Here is a 21,222-nt window from a genome sequence, read left to right as displayed (position 1 = left end):
TTATCAATACTAACAAAATTAACTGCGAAATAATTACATATACTGCATGATTGCTGCAATCACAAATACTCCCACAATCACAATGATATGGGTAGCAAAAACCTCTAACCCGTGTAATTTGGAAGTCTTTTTCCACTGTTCCCAACTTCCGTGTTTTCTTATTTTCATAGTCTAATATTTTAAATTCCTGATTTATAAACTTGGTGTAGGTAAGCATTTTTCAAAGGCACAGGGATTTTTTCAAAAATCAGATTTTTGTATGCTTTGTCACAGGTAAACGTAAGACTGTCTAAAGAATAGATAAAAACAGATTCTATCGCATTTTTCAATGCCTGATCTCCTTTTTTATACATCTCGTTCATTTTATTAAGACAAAGAATTAAAACTTTCTGATCTTTTTTACCAATCAGTTTTTTAATTTGTTTTGTGAAAACATTAATCACCATAAAAGAGTTTCTGGTTCTAAAGGTATCTTTAAACTCTTCTTCTGATTCCGGAATTACTTTTACGATTTCCTGTATTGCTTCTGTATGATTCATTTTTAGAATTATTTTGAATCATTGATGCCAATTTATATTCCTTTTTCGATAATCGAAAATTATAATTTGAAAATCAAACAGTTATATTCAAATCTATCATGATAAGAAATAAAAAAGACTATCAAAACGATAGTCTTTTTATCAATATGATAAATGGTAAAATATTTTTATCAACAGAATTCACTATGTTTTATTCTGATAATAAAGTTGTTTTAAAGATCAATTTCAATTACAAAATTTCCAACAACTCATTTTTTGACAGATTATTAAAGAAAGAGGCATCTGTTTTAACTAAATCCTGAGCCAGCTTATGTTTTTTCTTTTGCATGTTCATTATTTTTTCTTCCACGGTATCCGTACAAATCAATCGAACTGCCACTACATGTTTCGTCTGTCCGATTCTGTGGCTTCGATCGATCGCCTGATTTTCGATGGCAGGATTCCACCAGGGATCAATAAGGTATACGTAATCTGCTTCGGTTAGATTCAAACCTACCCCGCCTGCTTTTAGACTGATTAAAAATACGCGAACCTCATCATTGGTCTGGAAATTCTGTACTTTTGTTCCTCTGTCCTTCGTTTGACCTGTCAGATATTCAAACGGAATGTTTTTTTTCTTTAATTCGGCTTTAACCAAATCAAGCATGCCTACAAATTGGGAAAAAACCAATATTTTATGTTCTTTGGATTTATTTTCAATCTGCTCGGTAAGGATTTCAATCTTCACGGCATTACTTCCTGAATGTCCTTCTTTCAAAAGTACCGGAGAGTTGCATATTTGTCTGAGTTTCGTTAAACCCGTTAATACATGCATACTATTTTTTGTGATTTCATCCTCATTGGTAGCCGAAATAAATTCACGCAATTCCTGTTCGTAATTATCATAGATTTTGCGCTGTTCTGCATTCATTTCACAATAAATGACCATCTCTGTTTTTTCGGGTAATTCACTGGCAACCTGTTTTTTTGTTCTTCGGAGGATGAAAGGTTTTATTTTTTGTTGAAGTTCCAATGCTCTTTTACTGTACTCAAATTTATCGATCGGGATTGCATAAATATCTTTGAAATACTGCTTACTTCCCAACAATCCGGGACAGGCAAAGGAAAGCTGTCCGTACAGATCAAACGTATTGTTTTCAACAGGTGTTCCTGTAAGTACAACTCTGTTCCTGGATTGTAGCAAACGTGTTGCTTTATATCTTTCTGAATTTGGATTTTTAATCGCCTGTGACTCATCTAAAAAGATATAATTGAAACGGAAATTTTTCAGAAAATGAATATCAGACAAAACCATTCCATATGTCGTTAATACGATCTCATATTCATGCATTTTTGTGATACTTTTCTCCCTTTCGGCTCCGTAATGTGCCCATATTTTCAGAGAAGGAGCAAATTTTTGTATTTCTTCCTGCCAATTGAACAGCAAAGAAGTCGGAACCACCACCAAATTGGTCGTATGTCCGTATTTTTCTCTTTGTGATAAGATAAAAGCAATGATCTGCAGAGTTTTTCCCAACCCCATATCATCGGCAAGACATCCTCCAAAGTTAAAATTGTCTAAAAAATTCAGCCAGTTCAGTCCTTCCCGTTGATAATCTCTGAGTTCGGCATTCAATTCTGCAGGAACCGGAACCTCACTCCTGTTTATCTTTGAAAATTGTTCGTGGTAAGTTGTAATTTCATTCTGTACTTCTTCACTCAACACTTCTTTTTCAAATAAATCGGATATTTCTGTGAAATTGATTTTAGGAATTTTAAGTAAATCCTCGTCTATATCTCCTACCTGAAAATATCTGTTTATTTTTTCTATCCATTCATCGGGTAAAATTCCGTGAGAACCATCATCCAGCTGTACAAATTTACTTTTGTTTTGGAGAGCCCTGTGTACTTGTTTCAGCGTGGCTTTCTTTTTTCCGAAATGAACTTTTAACTTAGCATTAAACCAGTCAATTCCACTATTGACTTCTATAGTTATTTTGGCTTTGTGAGGATTGAGCTTATTATTTTTAATTTCATTAAATCCAAGAATGGTAATCCCTTCATTTCTCCATATTTCAAAAGCATTGAAAAACCAGCTTTCATCTAAAAATTTATCTTTATGGAGATAGAAATATTCACGTCCTTCCAGCTGTTCGCTAAAATCAGGATGCTGATTCATAATTACCGAAGTGAGGGCAATTTCCGCATTGTGATCTCGTTCTATTTTAAATTCGTTTCCGTTCTGATCAGTATCAAATATCTGCTTTCTGGAATAAACCGGAACTTCTACTTCTCCATACTTCATAACAGGAATAATGGCTATGAAATTTCCTGCCTGATTAAGGTAAACAATACGTTCTACTTCAAAGTTTTTCTCAATAAGTTCTACAGAAGTGGCTTTGCGGATATAGCTGTAATTAATATGAACAAGATTCTCTAAAGGAGCCAGAACATTCTGAATAAATTCTTCATATTTAGAATAATGAACCAGTAAAATTTCATTATTAGCTTTAAAGAACTTAAGCACCCGAAGCATATCGGGATGATCTACATAATGGAAAGTCTGATGATGATAAACAAAATTTTCATTCCGGATCACCACATTTTTGAAAGGAATTGCAACATCATTGAAAACAAGTTCACCGGTAATTTCAAAAAACGGTTCTTTTTTAAATACAGTGAGTTGTATTTCAGCTTTTAAAGCCTTTATATCAACAGGAATCAGAGATTTGGCAGAAATGGTTTCAGCAATCTCTATGTCATGAAAATAGGTATCTAATTCTAACGGATTTTTAATAATCTGATGTAAGGCTTCCAATTCTGTATCCGTATTGTCCTCATTGTATTTGTTCTGAAAAACAACAAGGGCTGTATAGAATTTAATTGCTAAAGGACTTTCAGCTTTCCATATCAGATTCATAGGATCTGTGCTGCTTACAGGATTTTTAATTTTTCCGGCCTGTGTTATATCCGCTTCCATGAGCAAAAAGCTCAGTTGATTGTAGTAGCGGTGTCTTCCAATAACAAGGATCTGTTTTTTATCTGTTTCCTGAGCCGCTAATTTTTTGATGAGAGATTGCTGTTGAGGAATAAGATCTTTCTTAAAAGCCTGTTCGTCTATTTTCAGCAGTTCTTTTATTTTACTTTCGACACTCAGCTTTCCATCTACATAATTTAATTGGAAATAGGCATCCAGATTCGATTCATTTTCCAAGCCATATCCTTTCGCTGATCGTACTAATATTTTACGACGAAGGTTATTATCATAGAATATCCGAAAGTCTTCTTTCTCAAGAATGCAATGAATAATCTCAGCCTGATGTTCACACAATTTTTGATCATCCTGATCACAGGAACAGGATGAAATAATATCATTTCCAATCTGGCTTACCGAAACTCTGGGAAAATCAAAGGTTGCATTGTTTTTAGTAAACACACCAACATTCAGTTCAAGGGCAATGGGAAAAACATTCTGGAAATCCCTTTTCTCCATAAAACTTCCGTTTTGGGTATGTTTAAGCAATTCATACACGGAAAGCGTACTGATATGGATATTGAATAGTGTATATTCTCCTGATAATTCCATTACTGATAAATGAATCTTAAGAATGTTGGATAAGATGACAAATTTCTGAAAATTAATCCTAAATCAAATATTGATTAAGCTTAGTTTAAAACTAATTTATTTCCTAATTTAAATTTTCGTAATAAAAAAATACCTCAAGAAAACTCGAGGCATTTTGTATAAGGTCTATTTTAATTTCTTTTAAATACCGATTTTCCATTTTTGAATGTTTCCACCACTTTTATGTCTTTAATTGTTAATGGATCTACTTTCAATGGGTTTTTATCTAAAATAACAAGATCTGCTTTTTTACCTTTCTCCAGTGTTCCTTTTTCATTTTCTTCGCTCCACTGCCATGCAGCATTTATCGTAATTGCTTTGAGTGCTTCGTATGGCGAAATACGCTGATCAGGTCCCAATATAACACCGGATCTTGTTTTCCTGTTCACTGCGGCATAGACTGCAGTAAGGAGATCTGGAGGAGTTACAGGGGCATCATGATGAATTGTAAAACGTATCCCATTGTCAAGTCCTTGTTTAAGCGGACTTATATGCGAAGCTCTTTCTTTCCCTAAAACACTGTTTAAATGCCAATCTCCCCAAAGATAACAATGAGTAGGAAACCAACTTGGCATGATTCCGATCTGCTTAAATCTGGGAACCTGATCTGCACGGCAAACTTGGCTATGAATAAGGACACAACGCATATCTGAAGTAAGGAGCCCTTCTTTCTTTAAGGTATCCATTAGATTCAGTCCTTCGTCAATGGCTGCATCTCCATTACAATGAATATGAGCCTGCATACCGTGCGAAAGTATATTTTTGAGTCCCTCATACGCTGCTTTATGACTGTAAATAGGATGTCCTGTAAAGTTTTTTCCTTCTCCATCGGGAGGAACGAGATAAGGTTTTGTAAGCCATGCTGATTTCCCTTGTGGTGAACCGTCAAAAGTCATTTTTATAGCTCCTATCTTGAAGTGATTATCATATTTTCGGTAATATTTTTTTAAAGAATCCAGACCCTTTGCATTGGTATCGTAATCAGGAAGAACAATATAGTCTCCTTTTAACAATCCTTTTTTATTAGCTGCCATTACTAAACTAATATTTTCCGGTATAGAACGACCGTCACAGATTGTTGTTTGTCCGTTGGCAAACCATTCTTTTTCTGCATTCAATAATCCTTTAAACTTATCTTCTTCGGTTGACTTTGGCAGTTTACTTATGGCAAAAAGAAGGGTATTGATATTCGCATTCTCCTGCATTTTTCCGGTAAGTGTTTTAGATGAGGTATTTTTCCCTATCACTCCACCTACAGGATCAGGAGTATTATATGTAATTTTCATATCATTGAGCAAACGAGTATTTGCCACTCCCATATGACCGGAAGTATGAAGTATATATATCGGATTAACGGAAGATACTTCATCCAGTTCCTGTGCGGTAGGATGACGATGTTCTTTCATAATGGCATCATCATAACCATTTCCGATGACCGGCATACCTGGTGGAATATTATTTTTCCGGATATACTCTTTCAAAGCCTTTTGAAGATCAGGAATCGACATTACTTTACCATAAGGTTCAGGCTCTAAGTCGGCAGCAAAAGAAAAGGAAGCCGCCTGACTAACATGACCATGTGCATCAATAAAACCGGGCATGAGCGTTCTGCCTTTAAGATCAATTACCTGAGTTGAGTCTCCTTTATAAGACATCGCTGTTTTTTTGTCACCCACAAAAGTTATTTTACCATCTTTTAGCGTTAATGCTTCAACATAATTTGCATCATTCCCTGTCATGGTAAGAATATCTCCGTTAATGTAAATCGTATCTGCAAATTCATTTTTTGATGAAGTACAGGAGTTCGTTACTTGCAACAGAAATAAAGCCGTCAATAACTGCAAGAAAACTAAATACCGTTTTGTAATTTGGTTAGGCATGTTGTTTATTTTTTATAGTTATACATTCAATAATAGAAATCGATGGGTTCTGATCAATCAATTTCTTTATTTTTAAGAGAAACTATTTTAACGATAAACATGAAAACTTACTACAACTTCTAAAAGCTGTAAAATATTTAAATTTTTATAACCCCAAAGTTAGTTTTTAAAAATTTAGCCCTTATAAAATTAACTAAATTGTCATTAAGAATAATAAAAAGGTCTGAATATTTTTATTTTAAGCATAATACGGCTCTGGACATTCAATCCTTTATTTCTATTATTAAAATTCTAACACAAAAAAACTTTATAACTTAATGTTCGTGTTCCCCTGAATTGGACAGCTTTGCATTCACAAAGAAGGCTCCTTTTACTACAATCTTTGCATCGGGAGCAATATTGTTTACCGGAGTAATTGCCGTATAGCCCATATCTGTAGATCCTTTTACCACTTCTATTTTTTCAAAATTCATAGTTTTTGAATGTCCTTTCGTTTCTTTCCCGTGATTTTTTTCTTCTTCTTCATGGGATTCTGATTTTTTATCAGTCTGTACAAAGACATAATACTTTCCATCTGCTTCTACAATCGCTTCGTTCGGAATGACCGGAGTTACTGATTTATCCAGGCTCACAATTCCGGTAATATTCATTCCGTCGATCAATCCTTCTTTATTACCTGTAACATTGGCGTGAACTGAGATTGTTTTGCTTTCATTTTCAAACGAAGAACCTATGCTGTAAATTTTTGCATCATATTCGGTTTCAGGATTATTGGTCAGCTTAAAATGAACGATCTGCCCGATCTTCATTTTCGGTAAATCTTTTTCAAACACCTGAAGATCAAGATGAATGGAATTGTTATCAATAATATCCAACACAGGAGAAGAAACATCTACATAACTCCCAATCTGTGCATTGATGTTACTTACGGTTCCGCTGACCGGAGAAGTAATAGCCAATCCCGAACGTAAATTACCATTTGTTACTTTTCCAGGGTTTATTCCCATCATCTGAAGCTGTCTCTGTAATGATGATCTCTGAGTTCTTAAGCTTTTTAATTCTGCATCTGCACTCTGAAGATTCTTTTTCGCTCCTGCATCATTATCAAAAAGTTCTTTCTGTCTTCTGTATTCCTGTTCTGCATAGGTAATTCGGCTGTTTACAGTCAAATATTGTTCCTGCAGCTGAATGTATTCAGGATTGCTTATGGTAGCCAAGACCTGACCTTTTCTCACAAAGTCACCGATCTGAACATTAATGGTTTTAATAACTCCACCATATAAAGAAGTTACTGTTGCTTTTCTGTTGTTAGGAACCCTCAATAATCCGTTTGCTTTAATGGTTGAAGTAAGCTCTTTCATTTCAATCGTTGCCAATGTCACTCCGACCGATTTCATTTGTTCTTCCGTAAGTTCTGCAATGGTTGAGGAAGTTTCTTCATGATTTTCCTCTTTCTGTTCTGTTTTGGGTTCCACAGCTTTTTCAGAATCTTCTTTTTTCCCACAGCTTATCAAAAAAAGTGAGATAAATACAAGACTGATGATATGATATTTGATGTTCATTTTATTTATTTAGTATTGAATTAATAGTAATTACAGATTCATTCACCTGCTGTATGGATTCGAGGTATTTCAGCTGAATATTCGTAGCAGTCTGTAAAGCAAAAAGATATTCCACATATGATATTTCACCTGTTTTATACCCTAACTGTCCGGCTTTTATAATCTTTTCCGCATTCGGAATGGCTTGGTTTATATAATACTCATATCGCTTTATATTTTGCAGGTATTGATTGAAAGTATTTTCCAACTGGTTCTCCAGTTGTTTTTCCTGTAATTTTGCGTTGGTTTCTGCCATTTGCTTCTGAAATTCCCAGGATTGTATTCTCCCTTTTGTCGCCCCGAAAGTCAAAGGAATGGAAACTCCTATTGTTCCCGAATGAAAGCGGTTTCCACCATTGAAATACTGCTCCATTCCATTGATCGTCTGAAAGCCTATTAAAGACTGATTCGTATACCCGATCGTAAATTCCGGAAGTCCCTGAGATTTTTCAACCTTTTTATTCTTTTCGGCAATCTCCATTTCCTGATAGAATGTTCTTACGGTAGGATGCTTTGCAATCGAAAGACTATCAAGAACATTCTCTGCTTTTAAAGGATAATAGTTTTTATTGGCGGGAACTGTAATTTCTTCAGATGTATTGAGGAGTGTTTTTAAATTTTTATACGCATTGGTAAGATATACTTCATTCTGCTTCAGCAGCAGATTAATTTCTCCTTTCTGGGTTTCAGCCGTATTGATCTCAATTTTTTTAATATCTCCGGCTTTAAACCTTACCGTAGCAATTCTTATAAAATCCTGATATAGACTATCCAGATGCTTCAGTTGCAATTGATTGTACTGCAAATATTCGATCTGGTAATAATAGGTTCTGACCTGTTTTGTCAGTTCATTGGCAGAAATTTCTTTATTAATCTGTTTTCCTTTAATCTCTTCAGTAATCAGTTCTTTTCTGGCTTTAAACAAGGTTGGAAAAGGAATATTTTGCGAGATTGAAAAAGACTGGTCGAACTTTTTACTGTTATACTGCCCTAACTGTGCATCCACACTCAGTTTTGGAAGTTCTTTAGCGGTAGGTTTTAAGGCTTCGCTGGCTTTAATATCCAAATCTTTTGATTTGATCAGTTCATTATTACTCAACGCCATTTGTACAGCCTGTTCTGCCGTTATAGAGATTTCTTGCTGTGCTTTAAAAGTCTGCCCAAAGAATAAGAATCCTAGTATAATAACTGCGCTTAATGATTTAGGTTTTATCTTTTTTAAATCAATTTTTGTATTAAAAATAATATACAGCATCGGCAATACGAACAGCGTAAGGAAAGTAGCCGTAATCAGACCTCCTATTACCACTGTTGCCAAAGGTTTCTGAACTTCGGCACCTGCTCCCGTGGAAATAGCCATCGGTAAAAATCCTAAAGATGCTACCGTTGCCGTCATCAATACAGGTCGCAACCTTGTTTTTGTCCCTTCAATTACCCGTTTTATAATATTCGTTTCTCCCTCTTTTTTCAGTTGATTGAAAGTTCCGATCAGTACAATTCCGTTGAGAACGGCAACTCCAAATAGAGCGATAAATCCTATTCCGGCACTGATACTGAAAGGCATATCTCTGAGTACTAAAGCAAAAATACCTCCTATTGCACTCATTGGAATTGCTGTAAAGATCAATGCCGCCTGTTTAAAGGAATGGAATGTAAAATACAGCAACATAAAAATCAACAATAATGAAACCGGTACCGCAATCATCAGTCTTTTACTTGCAGCCTGTAAATTTTCAAACTGACCTCCATACGTGAAATAATAGCCTGATGGTAGTTTTACTTTGTCCAACTTTTCCTGAATGTCTTTTACAACACTTTCCACATCACGGTCTTTTACATTAAACCCGATTACAATTCTACGTTTTCCTTCTTCACGGCTGATTTGGGCAGGTCCTAGTTTATAACTCACATTCGCCACTTGAGAAAGCGGAATCTGTGCTCCGGAATTTGTAGAAATCATCAGATTATTCACATCATCAATATTGGTTCTGTGAAGACTGTCTAAACGTACCACCAAATCAAATCTTCTTTCGTTTTCAAAAACCTGACCGGCAGTCTGTCCTGCAAAAGCGGTGCTTAAAGCATTATTTACCTCTTCAATATTCAATCCGTAATTTGCCATTCTGGTTCTGTCATATTCTACGTTGATTTGCGGAAGACCACTTACCCGTTCAATCTGTGGTGAAGTAGCTCCTTCAACCGACGAGATTATTTTTGCGGTTTTATCCGCATACATAGCCAATGAGTCCAGATTCTCGCCGAATATCTTTACCGCCACATCTTGCCTGATTCCGGTCATCAATTCATTAAAACGCATTTGGATCGGCTGGTTTTTCTCAAAAAATACTCCCGGAATAGTTTCCAGTTTTTCAGAAATTTCATCAGCCAGTTCGTCATAAGATTTTTTACTTTTCCATTCCTCTTTCGGCTTTAAAACAATGATCAAATCGGAAGCTTCCGGGGGCATCGGATCTGTAGGAACTTCTGCTGAACCTGTTTTTCCGATTACCATTTTTACTTCGTCAAACTGCTTGATAATTCTTGAAGCCTGCATTGAAGTTTCAATACTCTGACTCAGAGAGCTTCCCTGCGGTAGAATACAGTGAAAAGCATAATCTCCCTCCTGCAATTGGGGAATAAACTCTCCTCCCATTCTGTTGAATATGAAAATCGATACCACAAATAAAGCCACGGTTCCTCCTACTAAAGCATATTTTATCTTTAAAGCTTTTTCCAATAACGGTTGATAAATTCTTTGCAGTCTGTTCATCATTTTATCAGAAAAAGTTTCTTTATGGGCTATTTTCTTAGATAAAAATAAAGCACTCATCATCGGAATATAAGTCAATGACAAGATTAATGCTCCCAAAATGGCAAAACCTACCGTTTTCGCCATCGGCGTAAACATTTTTCCTTCTACTCCTGCCAACGTTAAAATAGGAATATAAACGATGAGGATTATAATTTCACCGAAAGCCGCACTGCTCCTGATTTTAGATGCGGATAAAAAGACTTCTTCATCCATTTCTGATTGGGTCAATATTTTCGTTGATTTTCTCAGTCCTAAATGATGAAGGGTTGCTTCTACAATAATGACCGCTCCGTCTACAATCAAACCGAAATCAATTGCTCCCAAGCTCATCAGATTGGCACTGACTCCGAAAACATTCATCATTCCTAAAGCAAATAAAAGAGAAAGCGGAATCGCCGAAGCCACAATTAATCCGGCTCTGAAATTTCCAAGAAAAAGTACCAGAACAAATATGACGATTAAGGCACCTTCAATTAAGTTCTTCTCTACTGTACTTATTGCTCTGTCTACCAAATCCGTTCTGTCTAAAAACGGCTCAATAATCACATCATCAGGAAGCGATTTCTGGATCGTCGGAATTTTATCCTTAATTCTTTGCACGACTTCGTTACTGTTCGCTCCTTTCAGCATCATTACAACACCTCCCACTGCGTCAACTTCGCCATTATAGGTTAAAGCTCCATAGCGAATGGCGTGTCCAAGACCAACATTCGCAACATCTTTTATGAAAATAGGAACACTCCCTGTTTCATTTTTCACGGCAATATTCTTGATGTCTTCTATTGATGTCACCATACCGATTCCTCTGATGAAATAAGCATTCGGTTTTTTATCGATATAAGCTCCTCCCGTATTCTGATTGTTCTTTTCTAAAGCTGTAAAAATATCGGTGATACTGATTCCCATTGCTTTCAAACGATCCGGATTGATGGCTACTTCATATTGCTTAAGCTCTCCACCAAAACTGTTGATTTCGGCCACTCCCGGAGTTCCGTTCAATTGTCTGCGAACGATCCAGTCCTGCATAGTTCTCAGCTCTTTACTCGTGTATTTTTTTTCACTTCCTTTTTTCGGATGGAGAATATATTGATAAACTTCTCCCAAACCTGTACTTACAGGCGCTAATTCGGGAGTTCCGATGCCTTTGGGAATCTCTTCAACGGCTTGCTTCAGCTGTTCGCCGATTAACTGACGGGCAAAATAAATATCTACGTTCTCTTTGAACACAACTGTGATTACGGATAATCCGAATCTTGAAATACTTCTCGTTTCTTCTATATCCGGAATATTAGCAATACTTTGTTCTATTGGAAATGTTACCAACTGCTCCACTTCCTGCCCTGCCAATGTGGGACATACAGTAATAATCTGTACCTGATTGTTGGTGATGTCGGGTACAGCATCAATCGGTAATTTTGAGGCACTCCAAACGCCCCAGATGACAAGCACCACAGTCATTATTCCAATGACAATCTTATTCCTGATGCTAAATCTTATGATTTTATCTAACATTGAATTTAATTTTTATTGAATGTCGGTCTGCTTAAAATTCTTAAACAGAAGGACAAAAATGAAAAGAAACTCTATGCAACGGAATTGCAAAGATTTCATAACAAATTGATGAAAGACAAAAGCCTTCCATTAAAAATCAATAAAAATTAAATCTTAGGAGGTTGCCAGATCTGATCATACACCAAATAGGCAAAATCATTTTTCTGAAAAAAGATTTTCTTTGAAAAATAGCTACGAACCAGCTCCGGAAAAATAATGACAGGTTCAATTTTAAAAGAAGTCACCGTCATCTGGCAACAATTGCAAAAGCATAACGGAGAACAGGCATCATTGCTTGAATGGGAATGTTCCTGTGGATTATTTACGTATGTAAAATTCGGAGCAGCATTCAATTGCTTAGCAGCAACATCATTGCATGGCATGATAGACAACGCCACGAAATAGAATGTTAAAAGCAATCTGAATAAATACATTACAGCAAATGTATAAAAATTATCCTTAACAGCCGTTTTTCTCCTAAGAATCTTCAACATTGTAAGTTTCTATTTTGGGAAAACGAAACGACTATGGAAATAGTCAATATTATGTATTAATGAGTTTGATAAGAATAATTCAAATTAATTTTAATTATATTTGAATAATCATCAAATTGACCACAATTATATGAAATATACATTTATTCTTTCTTTTTTCTGTATTTATCTCAGCAACAATCTATACTCACAGGCTCCCGCCATTGAGTGGCAGAAGACCTATGGAGGTCTCCAGTCTGATTTGCATAATAACCTTCATCAAACTTCAGACGGAGGATATATTCATATTGGCTCATCTTCGTCTAATAATGGAGATGTTACCGGAAATCATGGCTCCGGAGATATTTGGGTATTAAAAACAAATGCTATTGGAGATATTATGTGGCAAAAATGTTTTGGAGGTTCTTACCTGGATATTGGAACTTCCATACAACAAACTTCAGACGGTGGATATATTCTTGCAGGAATTACTGCTTCTCACGATGGAGATGTTTCCGTAAACTATGGTTACAAAGACTCTTGGGTGATAAAACTGGATGCTTCAGGAAATATACAATGGCAAAAAACATATGGAGGACCTAATGATGATTCTGCCTACAGTATAAGACAAACAACTGATGGCGGATATATTGTCGCAGGATACAAAAGTATGGCCCCTCCAACTTTGGTAGGAGGCAATAAGGACTTCTGGATTATAAAATTAGATGCTTTAGGAAATATAGAATGGGAACAAACCTATGGCGATCCGTCCGGCTGGGAAGAAGCGCACTCTATAGAACAAACAACAGATGGCGGATATATCGTCGCAGGATATTCATCTTCACCGTATGGCTATGTAATCGGAAATCATGGTGCCAATGACTATTGGGTTATCAAAATAACCGCAACAGGTATTCTTCAATGGCAACAATCGTTGGGAAGCAGTACGAATGATGTAGCACAATCGGTGAAACAAACGACAGATGGCGGATATATCGTTTCCGGGTATTCTATATTACAAGGCGATGGCGGAAGTCCGGATTATGATTTTTGGATCGTAAAACTTAATTCCACAGGAACTACAGTATGGCAGAACTTTTTCGGAGGAAGTATGGATGATAGACCTGTAGGACTTGACAGCACTCCTGATGGCGGATGTATTGTTGCTGGCTTCTTCTACTCTTACGATCCGATCACTGGTTTTCCTCAGTCTGATTTTGGAGTGATCAAACTTAATGCTTTAGGCAATGTAGAATGGCAGAATTCTTATGGTGGAACATATAATCAAGGAGCGTCCTCCATTCAAAGAACCTCTGACGGAGGATATATTATAGGAGGGTTTACACAAACAGCTAATGTCACCTCTGATTTCCTGGTGATAAAACTTGCAGGAAATCAGCTGGGTACCCATGAAAATACAATTAAAAGTAATATTTCAATTTACCCTAACCCGGCAAAAGATTTTGTTACTATAGACCATCTTCCGGCAGGAGCTACAATTAGCATTCACGATATGTCGGGAAGAAAGATATTTAATAAAAAATATTCTGAAACTAAGGTTTCAATCAATACTTCTGCGTTCTCAAGTGGGGCATATATCGTTCAGGTTGATGATCAGGAAAAAACCATTCTATCTGAAAAACTGATTATAAAAAAATAATGTTTAATTAGGGATTGGAATCAAATCTCCCTATTTCGTTAAGAAATACAACCTATTAATCATCATCTTCGTCCTCATTAGTTTTCAGAAACGCGGCACGTATCGGAGCAGGCGCGCTTTCTCCTTTGATTCCCTGCCAAAGGATTTCATTGAATACCAAATCAGGAACCGCATCTTCCTTAGACCAGTCAAACTTCGCGCTCAGCTCCGCTAATTTGCCTTTTTCAGGATTTCGTTCATTAAGATTTATGTTAGCCTGAACATGATCGAATGAAGCAAAATCCGGCTGATTAGTAAATGATCGCCACATAGGAACTGCTGCAGCATCATATTGAGTCATAGGTTTCATTCCGAGGATTAATTCAATCGTACGGAGCATTCCCGTTGTAGAATACATAGTATGATCAACAGATTTTCTTTTTACATAAGGACTTATCAGATAAGCAGGACTTCTGTGGGCATCCACATGGTCGGGACCATTCTGAGCATCATCTTCAAGAATGAAAATAGCAGTTTCTTTCCAGATAGGGCTTTTACTGATATAATCAACAAACTGACCTACTGCCAGATCGTTATCCGCAACGTGAGCATAAGGTGTTTTTTTACCTGCTCTCATTCCCTCCGTATGATCATTACTGATGCGAATGGTGGTTAACTGAGGCATTTTATCGCTTCGGATAAGCGCATCGAAGTCCTCTTTCCATTGTCTGACACGAGTGGTATCCGATACACTTAAATCATAGCTTGTATAGCCTGTTGCTATGTGTCCTTCCAATGATTTTACATTTGGTTTTCCTTTATCTGCAAATTCCCCGTATGTTCGGTAAGTTACATTATGCCTTTTCGCATTATCCCAAATAAATCCGCCTTTATTATTGGCAATTTCTCTTTCTCCTTCACCTCCGTAGCTTCCGCCTCTTCCTCCATAGCTCGAAGGCCATGTTTTTTCCAGATAATCTGTTGCATAAGCTCCCATACTCCAATTGTGCCCGTCCGCACTTACTTCTGCATCCACGTAGAAATTATCCAGTAATACAAATTCATTGGCAATTTTATGCTGATTCGGGGTTATTTTCTCCCCAAACAAACATAAATTGGGATCGCCGTTTCCCTGCGGAAGATCTCCTAAAATCTGGTCATAGGTCCGGTTTTCTTTAATGACATAAAAAACATATTTAATGGGGGATTTCTCACCTATCTTCATGGGAATGGGATTTCCGGCTTCGCCTTCCGCATTCAGTTCCTTATCTTTTGAGTAAGGTGTATTCTGATAGACAGCATGCGAATAAATAGCCAGTCTTTCAGGTTCCGGACTTTCGATAAAGCTTAAAGTTCCTTTAAACAATCCGGCAATATATTGTATTTCTTTAAGTTTATTAGCATCTCCGGAATGGCGATCAACCTTCTCTTTTTTATCCGTAGGATTCGGTCCTCGGGGATTCGCTTTGGAAGAAAGACCTTTTCCATTGGTTACCAAAATCTCATTGCCTACTACCTTGACATTCGTAGGATACCATCCGACAGGTATAAATCCTTTGGAAACTGATTTCCCGGGATTCGTTACATCAAAAACAGCAAGACAATTGTTGTCTGCATTGGCAATATACAAGGTTTTTTCATTTTCAGAAAGTGCAACGCCATTACTTGTGGAACCGCTTGGTGCATTAGGATATAGCGCTGCATTCAGAGTTTCTACTACTTTTCCTTCTTTAGTATTGATTACTGACACTGAATTATCATTAGCATTGGCAACATACAGCCATTTTCCATTTTTACTGAAAGTAATTTCGTTGGGATGATTTCCCACAGCAATTTCTTTTGTTATTTTTTTAGAAACAACATCCCAAACCAACAGTTTTTCAGCTCCCCAAACACTGATGTATAACTGTTTAAGATCAGGTGACAGTTTACAGGTATAACCTTCTGCTCCCAGATCAACCTTAGACTGTATCGATTTGTTCTTAAGATCAATTACATACAGTTTTTTATCTTCTCTGGTTACCACATACAGCTGTTTCTGAACTTTATCATCAACATCCAGCCCTGCGATGCCAATTTTTTCAGGCCAGGGTTTTCCCAGAACAATAGAATCTAGCAAGGCCAATTTTCCTTTTTTAACAGAATAGGTCTTAATCATATTATCATGCCCTCCCGAAGCATATAAAACAGTATCATCTGAAGAAAAAGCCAATCCGTACCAGGACTTTGCAATAACTGCGCTATCTGTCTTTTTTTGATGTTCAATATCTATCAGGTCAATGGTCTGCGTACTTTGTCCATTATTGGTTACGGCAGCCCATTTTTTGTTATGACTGATGACAAGATTGAGAGGAAGATCACCCAAAACCACCTGATTTCCTACAGGGGTTAATGTCCAGCCATTAGGTAACCCTATTTTAGGATTTTCTAATTCCGCAATTATTTTATTCTGTCCCAGTACTCCCTGAGATAAGATTATCGCAAAAATTATTAAGAATATATTCTTCATCTTTTTCATTGTACATAATTATGAAAATACGTTAGAATGAAGAATGGCTGATATAATTTTTAAAGAAAACTTAATATAACAAATATTTTTGCATTAAAAACAAATGTTCAATAGTGGTAAAAATTATTCAAGTAAAAATTTAATCATATAAAAAAGAAAAGTTATTCCAGAGAAGTTTCAGGATTTTACACCATCGGTTCTTTCGGAATAACTTTATTTATAGTTTAAGACAAATATTATTTTACTGCTTCTTTTGCCTTTTTGGCTTCCATTAAATGATGTTCTAAAGTAGGAAGTGTATTGCTTGCGAACGATTTCAAGGCAGATTCTGAACCGTCAGAAGCTTGTTTTTTAAAGTCTTTTATATCTTCCTCATGATCATCTACCATTAGATCGGTGTACATTTTATCGAACTCCATTCCTTTTTTTGTTTTCAGCTCATCATACTTCTTCTGTCTTTTATCATCCAAATCTGTAGGCAATGTATATCCTACTCCTGAAGCCCATTTTTTGAGCTCTTCATTGGCTTTGGTGTGATCATTAACCATCATTTCGCCTAATGCTTTTACTGCAGCACTGCCTGCATTGGTAGCTGCCAGTTTTCCCATCATTACTTCCATTGTTCCTCCTCTTGATGCGTTTTCTGCAAACTTTCTGTCCTGATCACTCAGCAGATTATTTACATCACGTTCATTAGACATCTTAACAGAATCCGAAACAGTCATTCCCGATTCTGCCGGAGCAGATACTGTAGAACTGTCTGCAGACTGATTAACAGTCGTGGTTTCTTTTTTCTTACAAGCCATCATAGCAACAGCTGATAAAAGGACTAACATTGATTTTTTCATATTATAATTTTAGTGGTTAAAGGTGTGTTGCAATTTAATAGAACGCATTATTTTCAATAGAAGTCCGGGTTCACCAGGCTCATACTTTTGAAACAGAAGCATTCCTAACTGCTTAATTTTGAATTAATTTTGACTTGAGTAACCCAATATTAAAGTATTATCTTCTTCTTTATGGATAATCTCAGTATCTAATCAAGTGGTTTTCTGCCTGTGATAATATTATATAAAATCACAATAATTGCAATTACTAATAATACATGTACTAAATATCCCGTACTGATCCCCGGAATGATTCCTAAAATCCCTAAAAGCCATACCGCAATACAAATGACTGCTACTAACCATAATACACTTCTCATAATCTAAAATTTTTAAAGTTATACAATGAATAAAGACATGGTCTTGTCTATAATTTTAAAATAGTTTATTAAGTCACTATTAACAGTAACTCTTTATTCAAAGATATTTCTTTAATAATCTTTTTGTTTATGACTTGAATCATAAACCTTGTGTTTACGATCTATTTACCTTTATAAAATATCATTCATATCTATTCCAGCATTATCTATCCTCCTCTTCTGAGGAGGTATTTTTATACTTTAAACATTATAGAATAAGATTCTTTTTTAATCTACTGACTGTAGTATACTAATAAAAAAAAGCACTCTAATGAGTGCCTGTCTAATCAGAGTTTCCTCCAACAAAAAATTTATCTTAAGCAAAGATATTTATTCATTTTACTGCATCTTATGATTTGAATCATAGGAGGAAGTTTATATCTTGTTTTAATTTTAATCTCAATATCATCACTTTATTTCCAGCATTATTATTTTTTTGCCCCTCACTAGAGGGGTTTTGTTATAATAAGCTTAAGTAAGGGCTTTTTTATAGGTTTCCAATGCACGTTCTCTTGCGAATTTATGTTCAACTAAAGGAGCTGGCTGATCATAATTGGTTAACCATTTTTTAATATAGACAAGATTTTTATCAAACTTTTTGGTTTGCTCTTCGGGATTAAAAATTCTGAAATAGGGAGCAGCATCGCAACCGCATCCTGCAGCCCATTGCCAGTTTCCATTATTAGCAGAAAGATCATAATCTAACAGCTTTTGTGCAAAATAAGCTTCTCCCCATCGCCAGTCAATAAGCAGATGTTTGGTCAGAAAGCTTGCCACAATCATTCTGACCCTGTTATGCATAAAACCCGTTTCATTAAGCTCACGCATTCCTGCATCCACAATAGGATAACCGGTTTTTCCTTCGCACCAGGCTTTAAATTCTTCTTCATTATTTCGCCAATTGATGCTCTCGTATTTTTTCTTGAAACAATGAGTCACCACGTAAGGGAAATGAAATAGAATCTGCATAAAAAACTCCCTCCATATCAATTCATTAAGCCAAGTATCACTATGCTCAAGAGCAAATTTCACGCATTTCCTTATAGAAATCGTCCCAAAACGAAGGGCAATCCCTAAATGTGTAGTATGGTCTAAAGCCGGGAAATCCCTGTATTGCTGATAAGAATCAATGATCTTTCTGTCAAGTGAGGGTTTTATAAAGCTTACTTCTGTTTTTTTAAAACCAATATCCTCCAGACTCAGAATTTCTGAAGAACCTTTCAACTGAACAAAATTGTTGGAGTCAGATCTGTATTCTTCAACAGATTGTAAGTTCTCCTTCCACTTTTTTGAGTAAGGAGTAAAAATAGTGTATGGTGATTGGTCGCTTTTGAGGATTTCATTTTTTTCAAATATTACCTGGTCTTTAAAATCTAAAAATCCAACTTCATTTTTCTGAAGAAAATCCGCTATTTGCTTATCCCTTTTTATAGCTTGTGGTTCATAATCTCTGTTACAAAATACGGTGTCAATTTCAAACTCTTCTGTAAGTTGTTTAAAAATATCAATAGGTTTTCCGTAATATGTTTTAAGACCACTGTTATAGATTTTCAGTTCTTTATCTAAACTATTCAAAGCCTGATGGATATAATCTACTCTTTTATCGGATTTATCCTGAAGAAGATCTAAAATCTCTGTATCAAATATAAATACCGGTAACACTTTGTTCCCGGATTTTAAAGCATGATCCAGCCCCGCATTATCTTCAAGCCTAAGATCTCTCCTGAACCAGAACACATTAATCTTACTCATTATTTTTAAATTTTTGAAATAAAAAGATGTTCCACAAAATCATTTCATATCCATATACTGTATCTTCGATGGGTATTGTAAGCATTCTGATACCAAGGAAATCCTGTGGATTGTAATTGACAACGGGAGATTCCAGACCTGTTCCCGTAAGTATTCCGTTTACTGCAAAAAAACCGGGCATCAGAAAAAGATATATAAGTGATGCTTTACCAATCCATCTCGATTTTAATACAAAATAGAGGGTAAAAATACTAACCGCCGTGGAAGCAAAAGTTACTAAAGTATAAATCTTATCATGAAAATAGAAAGCTATGACCAGTGAATAAATAATCGATACACAAACAAAAGCTTTTTCGGGTAAGGGATTCCAATCCAGTGTAAAAAATTTATCTATACAGAAGTAGGTAAAAATACATGAAAAGGGAATACAGAAAAAAAACAGAATCTCTTCAACCGGAAGATTATATATCCGGATTCCTAGAAGGTAAGTATCATTAAACCACCAAACTCCCTTTTGCGTAAACCAGATATCCCATATAATGAATACTGAAGCCACTATACACGAAGCTTTCAAAAAGGCGGTAAAGTGTCTGTAAAACTTTATTTTAGGATGAAATGAAAAAATAAAACAGATAATTACCGTACAAAAATCAATTAAAAGATAGGTATATTGCTGCATTATCAGGTTTTATTTTTATTAAAATACATTTTAAAATACTGTATAGGAACCCACAGGAAGCCGAAGCACTCCCCTTTTTCTTTTCCTGTATGTTTATGATGCTGCTTATGGGCTCTTCTTATGGCAAGCAGATAAGGATTTTTGGTATTTCGAAGAATCTTCAGCCTCTGATGGATAAAAATATCGTGAACAAAGAAATAAGCCATTCCATACAATGCTATACCTACTGCTATATAGAACCAAAAATTAAAGTTCTGTAAAGTTCCGTAATACATCAGCGCTATGGTAGGCAGTGCAAAGATCAGAAAAAAGTAATCATTTTTTTCCATAGGACCATGGTTGCTATGATCGTGATGATCTTTATGCAAGATCCATAAAAAACCATGCATAATGTATTTATGAATACACCACGTCATTCCTTCCATGATGAGAAATGTACTAAGAACGATCAGTAAATTCATAATTTTTTTTTGGTATTAAAAAGCTCTTCTAGGACCTTATGTCGGTAATCAAAAATATGCTCAATTTTTTTTCTGACAAATAATTTATGGGCAATTTCTCCTAAAAAACCGAAAGGAAGCTCATACTTTACAACATCCTTCATAAATACTCCGTAATCATTAACTATAAACTCATGATGGTGGTTCCAAAGTTTATACGGTCCTTTTTTCTGGAAATCGGTAAAGCTCTTTTGAAAATCAACATGGGTAATTTCCGTTTTCCATTTCATTTCTATTCCCATTATAGGCGAAACATAATAATCAATGATCATCCCTTCAAAAATTTCATCATCTTCCATTTTGGTGAGCACCGTAAAATTCATTTCAGGTGGTGTGATGATCGCAAGATTATTTGCTGAAGAAAAAAATTTCCAGGCCTCTTCGATATCACAATTCAGCTGCTGTTTTTTATAAATTGTATGTACCATGGCTTTACT

The 21,222-nt window shown here is 35.7% G+C and carries 15 protein-coding genes; 1 reads left to right on the top strand and 14 read right to left on the bottom strand.

The window, feature by feature from the left end:
* Positions 1-33: 33 nt before the first annotated feature.
* From MKS83_RS22225 to MKS83_RS01620, 7 genes are all read right to left on the bottom strand, one after another.
* Complete coding sequence (locus MKS83_RS22225; RefSeq protein WP_262916676.1) at positions 34-168, bottom strand: hypothetical protein; 135 nt, start codon at positions 166-168, stop codon at positions 34-36.
* Between the two features lie 11 nt (positions 169-179).
* The gene (locus tag MKS83_RS01645; RefSeq protein ID WP_240581700.1) at positions 180-539 is read right to left on the bottom strand and encodes a hypothetical protein; all 360 of its coding nucleotides are present in this window, start codon (positions 537-539) and stop codon (positions 180-182) included.
* Between the two features lie 229 nt (positions 540-768).
* Entirely contained in the window at positions 769-4,104 is a 3,336-nt protein-coding gene (locus MKS83_RS01640) for a DEAD/DEAH box helicase (protein ID WP_240581699.1), read from the bottom strand.
* A gap of 170 nt (positions 4,105-4,274) precedes the next feature.
* The gene (locus tag MKS83_RS01635) at positions 4,275-6,023 is read right to left on the bottom strand and encodes an amidohydrolase (RefSeq protein ID WP_240581698.1); all 1,749 of its coding nucleotides are present in this window, start codon (positions 6,021-6,023) and stop codon (positions 4,275-4,277) included.
* Positions 6,024-6,337: 314 nt separating this feature from the next.
* The gene (locus MKS83_RS01630) at positions 6,338-7,585 is read right to left on the bottom strand and encodes an efflux RND transporter periplasmic adaptor subunit (protein WP_240581697.1); all 1,248 of its coding nucleotides are present in this window, start codon (positions 7,583-7,585) and stop codon (positions 6,338-6,340) included.
* Between the two features lies 1 nt (position 7,586).
* On the bottom strand, positions 7,587-11,948 hold the full coding sequence (locus tag MKS83_RS01625) for a CusA/CzcA family heavy metal efflux RND transporter (RefSeq protein WP_240581696.1): 4,362 nt from the start codon (positions 11,946-11,948) through the stop codon (positions 7,587-7,589).
* Between the two features lie 146 nt (positions 11,949-12,094).
* Positions 12,095-12,481, bottom strand: a complete 387-nt coding sequence (locus tag MKS83_RS01620; protein WP_240581695.1) for a DUF6660 family protein — start codon at positions 12,479-12,481, stop codon at positions 12,095-12,097.
* A 130-nt stretch (positions 12,482-12,611) separates the two neighbouring features.
* Between MKS83_RS01620 and MKS83_RS01615 the strand changes: the two genes are divergently transcribed.
* Positions 12,612-14,120 carry a T9SS type A sorting domain-containing protein gene (locus tag MKS83_RS01615; RefSeq protein WP_240581694.1) on the top strand — a complete coding sequence of 503 codons (1,509 nt, stop codon included), beginning with the start codon at positions 12,612-12,614 and terminating at the stop codon, positions 14,118-14,120.
* A 55-nt stretch (positions 14,121-14,175) separates the two neighbouring features.
* Here the strand turns inward: MKS83_RS01615 and MKS83_RS01610 are convergent, their stop codons facing one another.
* From MKS83_RS01610 to MKS83_RS01580, 7 genes are all read right to left on the bottom strand, one after another.
* On the bottom strand, positions 14,176-16,608 hold the full coding sequence (locus tag MKS83_RS01610; RefSeq protein ID WP_240581693.1) for a bifunctional YncE family protein/alkaline phosphatase family protein: 2,433 nt from the start codon (positions 16,606-16,608) through the stop codon (positions 14,176-14,178).
* 236 nt (positions 16,609-16,844) lie between these two features.
* Positions 16,845-17,456, bottom strand: a complete 612-nt coding sequence (locus MKS83_RS01605) for a DUF4142 domain-containing protein (RefSeq protein ID WP_240581692.1) — start codon at positions 17,454-17,456, stop codon at positions 16,845-16,847.
* A 188-nt stretch (positions 17,457-17,644) separates the two neighbouring features.
* Entirely contained in the window at positions 17,645-17,815 is a 171-nt protein-coding gene (locus MKS83_RS01600) for a lmo0937 family membrane protein (protein WP_157798711.1), read from the bottom strand.
* Between the two features lie 510 nt (positions 17,816-18,325).
* Positions 18,326-19,606 carry a cryptochrome/photolyase family protein gene (locus tag MKS83_RS01595; RefSeq protein ID WP_240581691.1) on the bottom strand — a complete coding sequence of 427 codons (1,281 nt, stop codon included), beginning with the start codon at positions 19,604-19,606 and terminating at the stop codon, positions 18,326-18,328.
* On the bottom strand, positions 19,599-20,285 hold the full coding sequence (locus tag MKS83_RS01590) for a lycopene cyclase domain-containing protein (protein ID WP_240581690.1): 687 nt from the start codon (positions 20,283-20,285) through the stop codon (positions 19,599-19,601). Before MKS83_RS01590 ends, MKS83_RS01595 begins: the two co-directional genes overlap by 8 nt.
* 2 nt (positions 20,286-20,287) lie before the next feature.
* A complete protein-coding gene (locus MKS83_RS01585) occupies positions 20,288-20,746 on the bottom strand; it encodes a sterol desaturase family protein (RefSeq protein WP_240581689.1) in 459 nt (152 codons plus the stop codon).
* Entirely contained in the window at positions 20,743-21,213 is a 471-nt protein-coding gene (locus MKS83_RS01580; protein WP_240581688.1) for an SRPBCC family protein, read from the bottom strand. The genes MKS83_RS01585 and MKS83_RS01580 overlap by 4 nt, the downstream gene beginning before the upstream one ends.
* Positions 21,214-21,222 lie beyond the last annotated feature (9 nt).

It is taken from the genome of Chryseobacterium sp. Y16C, assembly GCF_022488405.1.
Classification (GTDB): Bacteria; Bacteroidota; Bacteroidia; order Flavobacteriales; family Weeksellaceae; genus Chryseobacterium; species Chryseobacterium geocarposphaerae.
Note: the sequence above shows the minus strand (reverse complement) of the source record. Positions and strands in the feature narration are given on the sequence as shown.